This is a genomic window from Alistipes sp. D31t1_170403_E11, from assembly GCF_015553985.1.
Classification (GTDB): domain Bacteria; phylum Bacteroidota; class Bacteroidia; order Bacteroidales; family Rikenellaceae; genus Alistipes; species Alistipes montrealensis.
Window position 1 is genome coordinate 100,394 of sequence record NZ_JADNHQ010000004.1, and the last position, 15,024, is coordinate 115,417.

Sequence of the window (15,024 nt, forward strand, 5' to 3'; positions counted from 1 at the left end):
CGAAAAAACGACATTCTATGGAATATACGATTCTGATTTTGTTGCTGCCGCTGTTGAGCTTCCTTTTCCTGGGGCTTGCGGGCATGAAACTCCGGCCTGTGGCGGCGGGCGTCGTCGGTACGGCGGTGCTGGCCGTCGTGGCGCTGCTGAGCTATTACACGGCTTTCGAATACTTCACCGCCGGGCGCGACGCCGCGGGCGTGTTCCCGACCCTCGTGCCGTGGAATACGGTGTGGCTGCCCATCGGCGGAGAGTTGCACATCGACCTGGGCATCCTGCTGGACCCGATTTCGGTGATGATGCTCGTGGTGATCTCCACGGTTTCGCTGATGGTCCACATCTACTCTTTCGGTTATATGAAGGGCGAACGGGGTTTCCAGCGTTATTACGCGTTCCTGTCGCTCTTTACGATGAGCATGATCGGGCTGGTCGTCGCTACGAACATTTTCCAGATGTACCTCTTCTGGGAGCTGGTGGGCGTCAGCTCTTACCTGCTGATCGGTTTCTACTATACAAAGAAGGAGGCTGTGGCCGCGTCAAAGAAGGCCTTTATCGTGACACGTTTCGCCGACCTGGGTTTTCTCGTCGGCATCCTCGTCTACGGTTATTACGCCGGAACGTTCTCCTTTACGCCCGAAGCGAACCTGCTGGTGGCCGCCGGGACGATGATTCCGCTGGCGCTGGGGCTGATGTTCATCGGCGGTGCGGGCAAGAGTGCCATGTTCCCGCTGCATATCTGGCTGCCCGATGCGATGGAGGGTCCGACCCCCGTGTCGGCCCTGATCCATGCCGCGACGATGGTCGTGGCGGGCGTCTACCTCGTAGCGCGGATGTTCCCGCTCTTCATCGGTTATGCGCCCGAAGTGCTGCACTGGACAGCCTATATCGGGGCCTTTACGGCACTGTATGCGGCCGTTGTAGCCTGCGTGCAGAGCGACATCAAGCGCGTCCTGGCGTTCAGCACCATTTCGCAGATCGGCTTCATGATCGTGGCGCTGGGCGTCTGCACTTCGACCGACCCGCACACCGGCGGACTGGGTTACATGGCATCGATGTTCCACCTCTTCACCCACGCCATGTTCAAGGCCCTGCTGTTCCTCGGCGCGGGGTGTATCATTCATGCGGTACACTCCAACGAGATGTCGGCCATGGGCGGCCTGCGGCGTTATATGCCGCTGACCCATGCGACGTTCCTCGTGGCGTGCCTCGCCATTGCGGGCATCTGGCCCCTGAGCGGCTTTTTCTCGAAGGACGAGATTCTCACGGCCTGCTTCTCTTTCAGCCCCGTGATGGGGTGGCTGATGACCGCTATTGCGGGACTTACGGCCTTCTACATGTTCCGGCTCTATTACGGCATTTTCTGGGGTAAGGAGAACCGCGAACTGCATGCGCGCCACGCGCCGCACGAAGCGCCGCTGACGATGACCCTGCCGCTCGTGTTCCTGGCAGCCGTGACCTGCGTGGCGGGATTCATCCCCTTCGGGGAGTTAGTGTCGAGCGACGGCGCGGCCTATGCGATCCATATCGACCGGAGCGTCGCCGCCGTGAGCCTCTGCGTTGCCGCGGCGGCCATCGCGTTGGCGACGTGGATGTACGCCCGCGACCGGCAGCCCGTGGCTGACAAACTGGCCGCGACGTTCAGCGGTCTGCACCGGGCGGCTTACCACCGGTTCTACATCGACGAAATCTACCAGTTCATTACCCACCGGGTGATTTTCGCCTGCATCTCGACCCCTATTGCGTGGTTTGACCGCCATGTGGTCGACGGGTTCATGAATTTCCTGGCCTGGGGCACGAACGGCGTCGCCTATGCGATTCGCGACATGCAGAGCGGCAGCGTGCAGCGTTACTGCATCTGGTTCCTCGGCGGTGCGCTGGGCCTTACGATCCTGATTCTTCTAATCTGTTAATCCGAACGAGTTATGAATATACTATCTCTGTTTCCAGCTGTTCCGCTCGTGATGATGCTGGGTCTGTGGCTCTCGAAGTCGACGCGGCAGATTCACGCCGTGATGGTTGCGGGTTCTTCGCTGCTCGTGGCGCTGGCTGTCGTGCTCGTGGTGCAATACCTCGGCCTGCGCGGCGCCGGCGAGACGGCTGCAATGCTCTTCACCGAAAGTCATGTCTGGTATGCGCCGCTCAACATCCACTATGCCGTGGGCGTCGACGGAATCTCGGTGGCGATGCTGCTGCTGTCGGCCATCATCGTCTTCACGGGCACGTTCGCATCGTGGCAGATGAAGAGCGACATCAAGGCCTATTTCCTCTGGTTCTGCCTGCTGAGCGTAGGTGTGTTCGGGTTCTTTATTTCGGTCGACCTCTTCACGATGTTCATGTTCTACGAGGTGGCGCTGATTCCGATGTACCTCTTGATCGGCGTCTGGGGCAGCGGGCGCAAGGAATACGCCGCCATGAAGCTGACGCTGATGCTCATGGGCGGTTCGGCGCTGCTGCTGATCGGTATCCTGGGCATCTACTTCGGTGCGGGGGCGACGACGATGAACATTCAGGAGATCGCCGCGCTGCACAACATCCCCGTCGCGTTGCAGCGTATCTGGTTCCCGCTGGTGTTCGTCGGTTTCGGGGTGCTGGGCGCGCTGTTCCCGTTTCATACGTGGAGCCCCGACGGCCATGCTTCGGCGCCGACCGCCGTGTCGATGCTTCATGCCGGCGTGCTGATGAAACTGGGCGGATACGGCTGTTTCAGAGTCGCTATGTACCTTTTGCCCGAAGCGGCGCAGGAACTGAGCTGGATATTTATCATCCTGACAACCATTTCCGTCGTCTACGGCGCTTTCTCGGCCTGCGTGCAGACCGACCTCAAGTACATCAACGCCTACTCCTCGGTGTCGCACTGCGGACTGGTGCTGTTCGCCGTGTTGATGATGAACACCACGGCCGGTACGGGCGCCGTGCTCCAGATGCTGAGCCACGGATTGATGACGGCCCTGTTCTTCGCCCTGATCGGCATGATTTACGGCCGTACGCATACGCGGGACATCCGCCAGTTGAGCGGGCTGATGAAGGTGATGCCGTTCCTCGCCGTCGGGTATGTGATTGCGGGTCTTGCCAACCTCGGATTGCCGGGCCTGAGCGGCTTTGTCGCCGAGATGACCATCTTCAACGGCGCGTTCATGAATGCCGACACGTTCCATCGCGTGGTGACCATCATCGCCTGCACGTCGATCGTCATTACGGCGGTCTACATCCTGCGGGTGGTCGGAAAAATTCTCTACGGGACGTGTGAAAACCCGGAACACCTGAAGCTCTCCGACGCCACGTGGGACGAGCGGCTGTCGGTCGTCTGCCTCGTCGTCGCCATTGCCGGCATGGGCCTCGCGCCGCTGTGGGTGAGCGACATGATCCGCGGCAGCGTTTCGGAGGTTATTACGCACATAATGAACTAAGCGAACTATGGATTACACCTCGATATTTACGCTGATGCGGGCCGAAGTGACCCTCACGGCGATTCTCGTCCTGCTGTTTCTCTACGACCTCATGGCCGGGGAGCGCGGACGCCGCTATTTCTCGGCCGTGGCCTGCTCCCTGATGGTGGTGCAGGTCGTCGTGAATCTCGTTCCGGCTGCGGCGGGCGAAGCCTTCGGCGGCATGTTCCAGTATACGCCGATAGACGGTATCGTCAAGAGCATGCTCTCCGTCGGGGCGCTCATCGTTTTCCTGCAGTCCGACACGTGGCTGCGCCGCGAGGACACGCGCCACAAGCAGGGCGAATTTTACATTCTGACGCTCTCGACGCTGCTGGGCATGTACTTCATGATCGGTGCGGGCAATTTCCTGCTGTTCTTCATCGGGCTGGAGCTGGCTTCCGTGCCGATGGCCTGCCTGGTGGCTTTCGACAAATACAAACGCTATTCGGCCGAGGCCGGGGCGAAATACATCCTCTGCGCCCTGTTTTCGAGCGGTTTGATGCTTTACGGCATTTCGTTCCTCTACGGGACCACCGGAACGCTCTATTTCGACGATATGGCCGCGCGCATAACCGGTTCGCCGTTGCAGGTGATGGCCCTGGTTTTCTTCTTCTCGGGCCTCGGGTTCAAGATTTCGCTCGTGCCCTTCCACCTCTGGACGGCGGATGCTTACCAGGGTGCGCCGACGAACGTGACTTCCTACCTTTCGGTAGTTTCGAAGGGCGCTGCGGCGTTTGTCCTGCTGACGGTGCTTATCAAGGTTTTCGCCCCGATGGTCCGGGAGTGGCAGACGCTGCTCTATGTCGTGACGGTGCTGAGCATTACCGTCGCTAACCTCTTCGCCATCCGCCAGAAGGACCTCAAGCGTTTCATGGCCTTCTCGTCGATTTCCCAGGCCGGATACATCATGCTGGCCGTTATCGGCGGCAGCGCCATCGGCATGACCTCGCTGGTCTTCTATGTGCTGGTTTACATGGCTGCGAACCTTGCTGTATTCGGCGTGCTGTCGGTCGTCGAGCAGCACAGTGACGGCAAAGTCGGACTGGAGGATTATAACGGATTTTCCCGCACCAATCCCCGCCTGGCCGTGCTGATGACCCTTGCGCTGTTCTCGCTGGCGGGAATTCCGCCTTTCGCCGGGTTCTTCTCGAAATTCTTCGTCTTCGCCGCGGCTTTCAAGGACGGGTTCCACCTGCTGGTTTTCATCGCCCTGATCAATACGGTGATTTCGCTCTATTACTACCTGCTGATCGTCAAGGCGATGTATATTACGCCCAACGATACGCCGATCGCAACGTTCCGCAGCGACCGCTATACGCGTATCAGCCTTGTGCTCTGCATGGCCGGCGTGTTGCTGCTGGGCCTCGTCAGTGCGGTTTACGACGGTATCAATGCCTTTGCATTCGGGCTCTGACCGGATGCGGGAATATGCAATGCGAGGCACGGTTTTTCCGTGCCTCGCATTTTTTTGTGGCGTTGTGCCGGGCGGAAAGGCTGTGCCGGTCGCCGGGATGTTATTTCCGTTTCTCGATGTTGAGCAGTTGCCCTTTGATGTCGAGACCCCCGGCATAGCCCGTGAGTTTGCCGTCGTAACCCAGCACGCGGTGGCAGGGGACGACTATGACGATGGGGTTGCGGTTGTTGGCCATGCCGACGGCGCGGAACGATTTGTTGTGGCCGATCTGTACGGCGATCTGTCCGTAGGTGCGCGTCTCGCCGTAGGGGATTGTCAGCAGCGCCTGCCATACGGTTTTCTGGAACGGGGTCCCGTCGGGCTCGAGCGGCAGCGTGAAATCGCGGCGCGTGCCGGAAAAGTATTCCCGGAGTTGCCGGGCTGCCTCCTGCAACAGGGGTGCAGAGGCGGGGTCGGCTGTGGATGTGGAGTTTTCGGGCGTTTCCGTGCCGAAACGGATGGAAGTGATGGCTTTGTCGGTTGCCGTGATCATCACCGGACCGACAGGCGTTTCGATCTGTAATGTGCGTGTCATAGTTTTTCAGCGTTATTTGTCAACTTCTTCAGGTAGTTCTTTCCGTTTCTGCGACCGGTCCCAATCCGGGGCAGGGCTGCGGGGCCGTTTTGGTGTCGCAGCAGCCGGGCAATCCGCATGCGACATGTCTCCGCCTGTTGTTTGCAGGCGGGGCGGTCGTATGCGCAAACACGGCCAGGGGCGTGACAGCACCCGTCGGGTGTTGAAAAACCAGGCCGGACCGTTACAGGTTCCTCAGCGTATAGTCGATCATTTTCTGTCGGATGTGCGCCGTGGCGTCGGGCATCATCGAGTGGTTCTGATCGGGGTAAACCATCATGTCGTACTGCTTGCCGGCGCGGTTGAGCGCGCGGGTCATCTCGACGGTGTTTTGGAAATGGACGTTGTCGTCGGCAGTGCCGTGGATGATCAGCAGGCGGGTTTGCTTGTCGTCGAGCATCCGCGCGAAGTTGATCGGCGAATTGTCGTCGTAGCCCGCGGCGTTGTACTGCGGGAGGTTGTTGTAGATCTCGGTGTAGATCGTGTCGTAGTAGCGCCACGAGGAGACGGGAGCCACGGCGATCGCCATCTTGAACAGCCCGAGGCCCTTCATGGCGCAACTCAGGGCCATGAATCCGCCGTAGGACCAGCCGTAGATGCCGATGCGCGCCGGATCGACATAAGGCTGTGCCGCCATGTAGCGGGCCGTCGAAAGCTGGTCTTCGACCTCCAGCGCACCCAGGCGGCCGTAGGTCTGTTTCTTGAATTTCTCGCCCCGGAATCCCGTGCCGCGGCCGTCGGCGCAGACCACGATGTAGCCTTTGTCGGCGAGGGCGTCCTCCCAGTCCATCGACCAGCGGTCGCGTACGGACTGCGAGCCGGGGCCCGAATACTGGGTCAGCAGCACGGGGTAGCGCTGCGAGGGGTCGAAGCCGCGGGGTTTGACGATATAGGCGTTCAGGCAGTCGCCGCGCTCGGTGGTGAAGGTGAAGAACTCCTTGACGGGGCGGTTTGCGGCGGCCAGCTCTTCGCGCAGTTCTCGGCTGTCGGCCAGCGTGCGGATCGGTTTGCCCTGGGCGTCGCAGATCTCCGTCAGGTTGGGCGTCGAGGCGTTGGAGAAGGTGGTGATGAAGTATTTCATCCCGGCGCTCGGGGCTGCGGTGTAGAAGCCCTCGCCCGTGGTGAGGCGTTGTTTATCCTTGCCGTCGAGGCGCACGCTGTAAAGGTTGCGGCGCAACGGCGAAGTCTCGGTCGAGAGGAACCACACGCGTTTGCCGTCGGTTCCCACGACATCGGTCACCTCCCAGTCGCCTTTGGTTACCTGCTCGAGGATTCCCCGGCGGAGACTGTACAGGTAGAGGTGCATGTAGCCCGTGTGGCTCTCCTGCCGTACGAGGAAGCGATCCTTGTCGACGAAGGTCACGGTTTTGTCGTCCACGCGCTCGACGTATTGCTGTGCACGTTCGTCATAGACCGTACGCTGTGCCCCGTGGGGTTCGCAGACGAGCATCTCGAAGGTGTTCTGGCGGCGGTTGAGGCGGTAGTACCACGGCCGTCCGTCGGGCGTCCAGCCGATGCGGGGGATATATTGATCGGTTTCGGAACCCGTGTCGATGCGTTCTTTGGCGCCGGTTTCGAGGTCGGCGATCCAGAGTTGGACCACGGAGTTGCGTTCCCCGGCTTTGGGGTATTTGAACGAATAGGCGTGGTTGTAGAGTTTGCCGTCGAAGCGCATCATCTCCATCAGCGGCACTTCGCTCTCGTCGAAGCGCAGGTAGGCGATGCGGCGGCTGTCGGGCGAGAAGGCATATGCCTTCGTGATGCCGAACTCTTCTTCGTAGACCCAGTCGGTCGTGCCGTTGATGACCGTGTTCCAGGCTCCGTCGTCGGTGATGCGGCGTGTAGCCTGCGTGGCGATGTCGTAGACATAGAGGTCGTTGCGGTCGGAGTAGGCGATTTTCTGGCCGTCGGGCGAGAAGGAGGCGTCGCGCGGCGATTCGGCATCGCGCAGTACGGGCCGTACGGCGTTGTCGCGCACGAGCGAATAGGTGGTCGTATAGGAGTGGCGGTAGATCGGCTTGCGGCCCGAGGCGATCAGGATGGCCCGTTCGTCGGGTGAAAAAGCGTAGTCCGTAATGACGAGGTTCGGCGCGGGCACGGGGAGCATGCTTTCGCCGGGGGCGGCGGAGGCGTAGCTGTAACGGAGGATGTTGTTGGCTTCGAGGGTGGTGTAATGCTCGCCGTCGGTCATCGAGCGGATGCCGTGCACCGATTCGTTGAGGCCCCGCAGGCGGGCGATTTCGGCGTATTCGTTCTGGGCGAGAACTGCTCCGGCGGTTACCGCGAGCAGTCCCGTAAGGATGGTTTGCTTGATTGTCACGATTGTGTTGTCTTTATTTGTATCGCTCGGTAAGCCCCGCCGGAACGGAGCCTGCGGAGAATTGGCCCCGTTTCGGCTTTGGCGTCCGGCAGCCTCAAACGATTGCCCCTGTTTGTCGTCACGGTGAAATGACCGGACTTATCGGGGTTGTTACGGGCGGACCGGAACCGGCGGGTCGGAGACGTGCGGGGGTCTCCGACTGCCTATATGTCTTCTACGTCGAAATCGTAGCCGAGGCGTTTTCCGGTAACGAATTTCGAATTGTCCATCTTGGTGTTGAACTGGTCTACCGTCACGCGCTTGTTCTCCTCGTAGGGCGGCATCAGCAGGTCGAAATTCAGTGCGAAGGAGATCGCCGCTTCGAGAATGTTCACCAGCGCCTCCTGCTCGATCTCCGCTTTGCCGAAATCCGTCGCCCGCATCGAGCCCTGCTGCTTGCCTTCGACAAAATAGCGGTGTTCGCGGTTGATGAAGATGCGCCCGATCAGGTAGCCTTCGTCGGCGTTGCGGTTGAATTTGAACGAGTCGGAAAGGAAGTTGTAGATGTTGATGAGCCCGCAGTAGGAGTTGTCGCAGTCGCTTTGTACGTAGGGGTTTTGCCAGATGAGGTGGTTGGTGTCGAATTCGAAAACGTCGGTGTGCATCTGGAAAATCAGGATGTCGTTGGCCACCTGCAACTGGGCTTCGAATTTGCCGCGGTCGCGGTATTCGAGCCGCACGCGGCGGTCGAGTTTGCCGTCCAGTTCGTCGTCCATCTCCGAAGCCATCTCCAGCAGCGTTTCCTTCAGCAGGTTGAACGCTCCGAAGGTGTTGTCGAAAACCTTCTGCTTCAGCGTCGATTTGCGGATGATCGTATCGAGGATCTTTGCTCTCAGCGGGGTTGTATCCATGGTATGTAGGTTTATTTTATGCGTATTTCGCGCCCTGCGGCGATCTCTTCGTCGGGCCGGAGTTTATTGAGCTTTTCGATCGACCGCGTACGGATGGCGTAGGACTGGCCTACGGAGTAAGCCGTTTCGCCCCGGCGGCTGATGTGGTGCTTGGCGTTGCCCGTCCAGCGCTTCTGCTTGCGCTCGATATAGACCACCTCGCCCGTCACCGGCTGGGCCTTTTTGTCCTTCAGGTCGTTGAACTTGCGCAGGTTGCGCGGCGAGAGGCGGAATTTCTGCCCGATGTTCTCGAACGTGTCGTTCTCCTTGGCCAGCACGTAGTGCACGCCGTTGGTGGCATAGACGTTGTAGCCTTGGTGGGCGTTGATCGTCACACGGTAGTTGTCGGGGTCGATGGCGCCTTCGGTCCGGGCGAGCTCTTCGACGCTGCTCTGCGACGAGAACCACTCTTCGGGATCGCGTTTCAGGCCGTAGCGCGAGGCGTAGAGTTGCGCGCCGTCGGGCCGGTCGAGCAGGAAAAGCTGGTTCTCTTCGATGATGCGGACGAGCCGCTGCGCATAGTCGGGGGCCGTAGCGTAGCCTGCGGCCTTCAGGCCCCGCGCCCAGCTTTTATAGTCGTTGGAAGGGTAGGCGAAGAGCGAATCGTAGCGCGGCTGCGAGTCGAGGAACTCGGCGTGGTCGCGGTACGACTCTTCGACCGAAGAGTAGGAGCGGAAGCATTCGCCCTTCGCATCGTCGTCGTGGTAGACCTTGTCGCCCGTCCAGTTGCGCTTGCACTTGATGCCGAAGTGGTTGTTGGACTTCATCGACAGCAGGCTGTTGCCGCAGTCGGATTCGAGGATTCCCTGCGCCATGGTGATACTGGCGGGGATTCCGTAGCGTTCCATATGGGCAATGGCGATGGGCATGTAGCGGCTGATATACTCTTCGCGCGTCTGGCGCACCTGCGCCCCGAGCTGTGCGAAACAGCAGAGGAGGATTCCCGAAAGGAGTATTGCTTTTTTGGAAAAAGTCATTATCTTTGTTTAATCGTTACCGACAAAGGTATAACTTTCCGGCGAAAATTACAATAATACTATAAAGCTATGTTTACCGAAAACGCGAACCGTATTTTCAACCAGTCTATCGAAGAGTATCATCGCTGGGACGATGTGGATCATCCGATCGACAACCCGTATGCACCGGGTTCGATCGATCATCTGCTCTACCACAAGAACTGGATAGATACGGTACAGTGGCACTTGGAGGACATTATCCGCGATCCGGCCATTGACCCTGCGGAGGCGCTGAAGATCAAACGCCGCATCGACAAGTCGAACCAGGACCGTACGGACATGGTGGAATACGTGGATTCCTACCTGTTGGACAAATACAAGGACGTGAAGCCCGTGGAGGGCGCACGGCTCAACACCGAAACCCCGGCCTGGGCCATCGACCGCCTGTCGATCCTCGCGCTGAAAATCTACCACATGGCGCGCGAGGCGGAGCGTACGGACGTGGACGAGGCGCACCGCGCAGCCTGCCGCAAGAAACTGGACGTGCTGCTTGCGCAGCAGGTCGACCTTTCGGGGGCCATCGAAGAACTGATCGAGGATATCGAGGCGGGACGCAAGTACATGAAGACGTATAAACAGATGAAGATGTACAACGACCCTGCGCTGAATCCGGTGCTCTATGGTCAGAAAAAATAGAGGTGTAACGACGAATGGCAGGACGGACAACGACCGGGCGGGCGGCGCAGCGAGCGGCGTAACAGCCCGGCCGGATGTGCTTCCGCGTCATTTGCTGGTGATCCGGACTTCGGCGATGGGCGATGTGGCGATGCTGCCGCATGCGCTCCGGGCGCTGATGGCCGCTTATCCCGGCCTGCGGGTCACGGTGGCGACGCGGGCGATGTTCAGGCCCTTCTTCGAGGGGTTGGATGTCGGGTTTCTCGATGTCGATACCCAGGGCGCCCACCGTTCCCTCGTGGGGATGTGGCGGCTGGCCGCCCAGGCCCGGCGGCTGGGCGTGGATGCCGTGGCCGACGTGCACGACGTGCTGCGTTCGAAGACGTTCCGTTTGCTGATGCGGCTGCACGGCGTTCCCGAGGCTTCGATTTACAAGGGGCGCGCCGAAAAGCGGGAGTTCATCCGCTGCGGAGGCCGCGGCATGGAGCCGTTGCGCCACACGGTGCTGCGCTATTGCGACGTTTTCCGGAAGTTGGGTTTCATGCTGGACGATCCTGCGCCCGCCGTGCATCGGGAACGTCCCAATCTTTTCGGGGAGAAACACGGTGTGTGGGTCGGGTTCGCACCCTTCTCGGCACACCGGGGCAAGACTTATCCCGACGGGCAGAGCCGCGAACTGGTGCGGATGCTCTCGGAGCGTTACGACCGGGTTTTCATCCACGGGGGCGGAGGCGGCGAGCAGGTGTTCGCCGAAGAGATGGAACGCGCATATCCCAACGTTACGGCCTTGTACGGCAAAGTCCGTTTTGCCGGGGAGATGGACCTCATCGCCAACCTGGATTGCGTGGTATCGATGGATTCGCTGGTCATGCATCTGGCGTCGCTTGTGGCGACGCCCGTGGTGTCGGTATGGGGCGCGACGCACCCCGGACTGGGATTCCTCGGCTACGGGGTGTCGCAGGAGGGAATTTTGCAGGCCGACATGGCTTGCCGGCCCTGTTCGGTTTTCGGCAACAAGCCCTGCCGTTATGGGGACTATCGCTGCCTGAAGGCCGTGACCCCGGAAATGGTCGCCGAACGGGTGGCGAAGATTGTGGCAACTGTCCGGACTGTTCCGGAAACAGATAAATAAACTAAAACGTAACCAGGTTCCGGGACGATTTCCCGGAGCGATACCGGACGGGAAACGGGGCTGAGAATCAGTTCCCGGTTTCTGTTTTGGATTTGATTCCTCTTATTTTGGCTCCCCGGTTCCGGGGCATCGTATTTCATTTTCGTGAAATCGTATTTTTTGGTTACGTACAGGGCTTGTCCCATTCGTACTTATTATAACCGACCTGATGAACTTATGAAGAAACTTTATCGCTATCTCCTGATTTTAGCCGCGTTTGCGGCAGCCGGCGGCTGTTCGTCCGATAAGGAAGAGACCGGAAATCCCGATGTTCGATTTTATGCAACGCCGGCTTCGCTGAACTTCGAAGCCGGAAAAAACGCATTGCAACTGAATATCTCGACGACGGCGCATTGGAAAATAACGTGTGACGACACGTGGCTGAGCGCCGCCCCGTCGGAAGGCACGGGCTCGGCGAAGGTCGAAATTACGGCACAGGCGAATCCGCTGACCCAGCCGCGCACGTCGTCGCTGACGATCGCATACGGCGGCGCGGAGCCGGCGGTGATTCCCGTTTCCCAGAAAGTGGACGGGGAGGAGCAGGTCGACCTGTTCGGCTCGACCGGGGAGATGAAAACTTTCCTGAAAGCGCGTGTCGACGCCTGCAATTATGCCGAGTCGGTGACGACGACTGCCGGAGGCGTGCTGAAATTCGGGTTCAAGGGCGCTGCGACGCGCGGCCTGAAGAAAGAGTCGATTCCCGTCTTTGCGGTAAATAATAACGGTTACTGGGCTGCGGACGGCGCCGCGACATCGGTGAAGGCCGATGCGGAGGCTCTGCGGGGCGGGGCGTCGCCTGAGGTGACCATGACCCCGGGCGGCAAGATCGCCCTGGACGGAGCCGATACGGGTATTGCCGCTCCTGCGGGCGGGACCGTCGACCTGCGCTGTGTGCTCAATACGGGGAAATACATCTGTTTCGTCTTCGCCGACGGCGAGGTTATCCGGATCGGCAGCGAGCTCGACGGAACCTTCAATCCGCCGCTTCCCGCGGGAGGCAAATCACTCAAGATACTTTTTATCGGCAACAGCTTTACGGTCGACGCCACGGAGCACCTGCCGGGAATGCTCGAAAGCGCCGGGATTACCCATATCCGGATGGTGAGGGCCTACCACGGCGGTTACAAACTGCCCGAATTTTTCGAGAATTACGCTGCACCGGACATCTGCACCTATTATTACTGCGAGCCGGGCGCGACGAAGTGGACCAACGACGGAACGTTGAACCGGTCGCTCAAGAGCATTGTCGAATCGGATACGTGGGACATCGTGACGTTGCAGGAGCACACCGGTTCGTACTATGCGTGGGAGTGGGACGAGACCGAGCGGGGCGCGATATCGGGACTTTGCGACTACATCCAGCAGGCACAGCCCCTCGACCGGCCCACGATCGGTTACATCATGGCACAGGCGTACGGAGCTTCGTCTGATTATTATCCGAAGTATTTCCCCAATCAGCAGGCGATGTTCGGGGCGATCGTGGCGCAGGTGCGGAAGATCACCGCGCAGACGTGCATCGACATCGTGGTCCCCTCGGGAACGTCGTTGCAGAACCTGCGGACCTCGTCGCTGAACAAGGACAACGGGATGGATCTCACGCGCGACTCCTACCACATGGATTACGGAATCAGCCGTTATGCTGCGGCAGCGACGGTGTTCCGGACGCTCGTCACACCCTGTACGGGTGTCAGCGTCGAAGGAAACGGTTACCGCTATTCGGCCGGCAGCACTTCGCCGACCGGCTATTCGACACCGGTTACCGATGCCAACGCCCCGGTGGCGATCCGGGCGGGGCTGGAAGCCTGCCGTGAGCCGTATGCGGTTACGGATATGAGTAAATTCTGACGGACATGCAGAATTGTTTACGGGATTCGGAACTCGTCGTGATGATGCAGAACGGCGACAAAGCAGCGTTCGGAGTGCTTTTCGACCGCTACTACGACCTGCTGCATACGTTTGCCAAACATATTATCAAGGATTCTGCCGTGGCGGAGGACATTATCCAGAACGTCTTCGTCAAGATGTGGATGCGCAAGGAGCAGGTCAACTCGAAGCTCTCGGTGCGCAACTACCTGCTGGTGGCTACGCGCAACGAGTTGTTCGACTACATGCGGCTGCGGTATAATCTGCTGCGCAGCGACATCAACGATGCGATGCTCAACGTCGCCGACACGGATACGGATGTTTACGACTATGTGGATGTCCGCGAACGGGTCGGGTTCATCGACTCGGTGATGCGCTCGATGCCGGACAAGCGCCGCGAGATATTCGCCATGCGTTACGACCGCAACATGACCAACGCCGAGATCGCCCGGGCGCTGAATCTCTCGATCCGCACGGTCGAAAAACACGTCGACCTGGCGATCAAGCAGATTCGAAAGACAATCTCCGTCGTGATGCTGTTCTTCGTGATGTTCTCCTGAAAAAAGACGAAACCCTATGGATACCAAGAAAAATATATCGCGTGAATTGCTGCTGAGTTACATGCAGGATAAATGTACGGAAGCCGAGGCGCAGCAGGTACGCATGTGGTTGCGGGAGCGGCTGAAAGACCCCGGAATGGACCAGATGTTCAGCGACCTGCTGGATGCCACCGAGATCGAATACGACCCCGAGGGAAAGGAGCGCGTGCGCCGCAAACTGGATTCGATCCTTTCCGCCTGCCCCGCTCCGAATTCCCCCCCCCCGCAGGAGTAGCGCCCGGTGGTGGCGGACACCCTTGCGTATAGCCGAATACGCAGCCGTCGTCGTTTCCGTAGCCCTGGCTTTTCATTACAGGCATCAGGCCGCTACCCCGCGCGAATGGGTGGAGGTCTATGCCGATATGGGCGAGCGGCGCGAGATCGTATTGCCCGACAGTTCCCACGTGTGGCTCAACGCGGGAACCAAACTCATCTATCCCAAAGAATTTAACCGGACGATCAGGCAGGTCTACCTGTCGGGTGAAATGTTCGCCGATGTCCGGCACGACGAGGACCGTCCGTTCATCGTCTCGGCCGACCGGCTGGAGGTGAAGGTCCTCGGCACGCAGTTCAACTTCAAATCGTATCAGGAGGACGTGAAGTCGGAGGTGAGCCTCGTGCACGGAAAGGTGTCGGTCAGCCTCAAGGCGTCGAAAATGAACGGGAAACTCACCCTCGAGCCCGGAGATATTCTCCGCTTCAACAAGACCAACAATCACATCGATTTTCTGAATTTCGATCCCGATTCCTACGCGAACTGGATCGACAACGACAATTTCTTCTTCGTGGAGCAGACCCTGGGCGACATCGTCGCCGACCTGCGCCGCCACTTCGCCGTCGATATCATCGTCACGGACAAGTCGCTGTGCGGGGAGACCTACTATGCGTCGTTCATCAACAACGAGTCGCTCGACGAAATCCTCGCTGCACTCAACAAGGACCTCCTGTTCTCGGTCCGCAAGGAGGCCGAGGTCTATTACATATCGCCACCCCTAAAATAACCATACCATGTAGTAAGCGAAAAACAGATGGAAACCTCAATGACCTATTTCTTTA

13 protein-coding genes are annotated in these 15,024 nt (G+C 59.3%); 9 read left to right on the plus strand and 4 right to left on the minus strand.

All coding sequences use genetic code 11. The features are described from left to right. The first annotated feature begins 17 nt into the window (after positions 1-17). The 3 genes from nuoL to I2E69_RS09745 are packed head-to-tail and all read left to right on the plus strand — an operon-like array spanning position 18 to position 4,842. Complete coding sequence (gene nuoL, locus I2E69_RS09735; RefSeq protein ID WP_195461028.1) at positions 18-1,910, plus strand: NADH-quinone oxidoreductase subunit L; 1,893 nt, start codon at positions 18-20, stop codon at positions 1,908-1,910. 12 nt (positions 1,911-1,922) lie between these two features. Further along, positions 1,923-3,407: a NuoM family protein gene (locus I2E69_RS09740; RefSeq protein WP_195461029.1), complete on the plus strand. Its 1,485-nt coding sequence runs from the start codon at positions 1,923-1,925 to the stop codon at positions 3,405-3,407. 7 nt (positions 3,408-3,414) lie between these two features. Continuing rightward, entirely contained in the window at positions 3,415-4,842 is a 1,428-nt protein-coding gene (locus I2E69_RS09745) for an NADH-quinone oxidoreductase subunit N (RefSeq protein ID WP_195461030.1), read from the plus strand. Positions 4,843-4,942: 100 nt separating this feature from the next. Here I2E69_RS09745 and I2E69_RS09750 read toward each other — a convergent pair whose 3' ends face one another. The 4 genes from I2E69_RS09750 to I2E69_RS09765 form a co-directional block, all read right to left on the minus strand. Beyond that, positions 4,943-5,416, minus strand: a complete 474-nt coding sequence (locus I2E69_RS09750; protein WP_195461031.1) for a methylated-DNA--[protein]-cysteine S-methyltransferase — start codon at positions 5,414-5,416, stop codon at positions 4,943-4,945. A 223-nt stretch (positions 5,417-5,639) separates the two neighbouring features. Beyond that, entirely contained in the window at positions 5,640-7,775 is a 2,136-nt protein-coding gene (locus I2E69_RS09755) for a S9 family peptidase (protein WP_410489108.1), read from the minus strand. 203 nt (positions 7,776-7,978) lie between these two features. Next, entirely contained in the window at positions 7,979-8,665 is a 687-nt protein-coding gene (locus I2E69_RS09760) for a hypothetical protein (RefSeq protein ID WP_195461032.1), read from the minus strand. Between the two features lie 11 nt (positions 8,666-8,676). Beyond that, a complete protein-coding gene (locus tag I2E69_RS09765) occupies positions 8,677-9,681 on the minus strand; it encodes a glucosaminidase domain-containing protein (protein WP_195461033.1) in 1,005 nt (334 codons plus the stop codon). Between the two features lie 69 nt (positions 9,682-9,750). Between I2E69_RS09765 and I2E69_RS09770 the strand changes: the two genes are divergently transcribed. The 6 genes from I2E69_RS09770 (at position 9,751) to I2E69_RS09795 (ending at position 14,969) form a co-directional block, all read left to right on the plus strand. Then, complete coding sequence (locus tag I2E69_RS09770) at positions 9,751-10,356, plus strand: DUF4254 domain-containing protein (protein ID WP_195461034.1); 606 nt, start codon at positions 9,751-9,753, stop codon at positions 10,354-10,356. Beyond that, the gene (locus tag I2E69_RS09775; protein WP_229095447.1) at positions 10,340-11,467 is read left to right on the plus strand and encodes a glycosyltransferase family 9 protein; all 1,128 of its coding nucleotides are present in this window, start codon (positions 10,340-10,342) and stop codon (positions 11,465-11,467) included. Before I2E69_RS09770 ends, I2E69_RS09775 begins: the two co-directional genes overlap by 17 nt. 216 nt (positions 11,468-11,683) lie before the next feature. Beyond that, the gene (locus I2E69_RS09780; RefSeq protein WP_195461035.1) at positions 11,684-13,351 is read left to right on the plus strand and encodes a DUF4886 domain-containing protein; all 1,668 of its coding nucleotides are present in this window, start codon (positions 11,684-11,686) and stop codon (positions 13,349-13,351) included. A gap of 5 nt (positions 13,352-13,356) precedes the next feature. Continuing rightward, positions 13,357-13,929, plus strand: coding sequence for an RNA polymerase sigma-70 factor (locus tag I2E69_RS09785; protein WP_195461036.1), 573 nt, complete (start codon positions 13,357-13,359; stop codon positions 13,927-13,929). Between the two features lie 16 nt (positions 13,930-13,945). Next, a complete protein-coding gene (locus I2E69_RS09790; RefSeq protein WP_195461037.1) occupies positions 13,946-14,203 on the plus strand; it encodes a hypothetical protein in 258 nt (85 codons plus the stop codon). A gap of 22 nt (positions 14,204-14,225) precedes the next feature. Then, positions 14,226-14,969, plus strand: a complete 744-nt coding sequence (locus I2E69_RS09795) for a FecR family protein (RefSeq protein ID WP_195461038.1) — start codon at positions 14,226-14,228, stop codon at positions 14,967-14,969. Positions 14,970-15,024 lie beyond the last annotated feature (55 nt).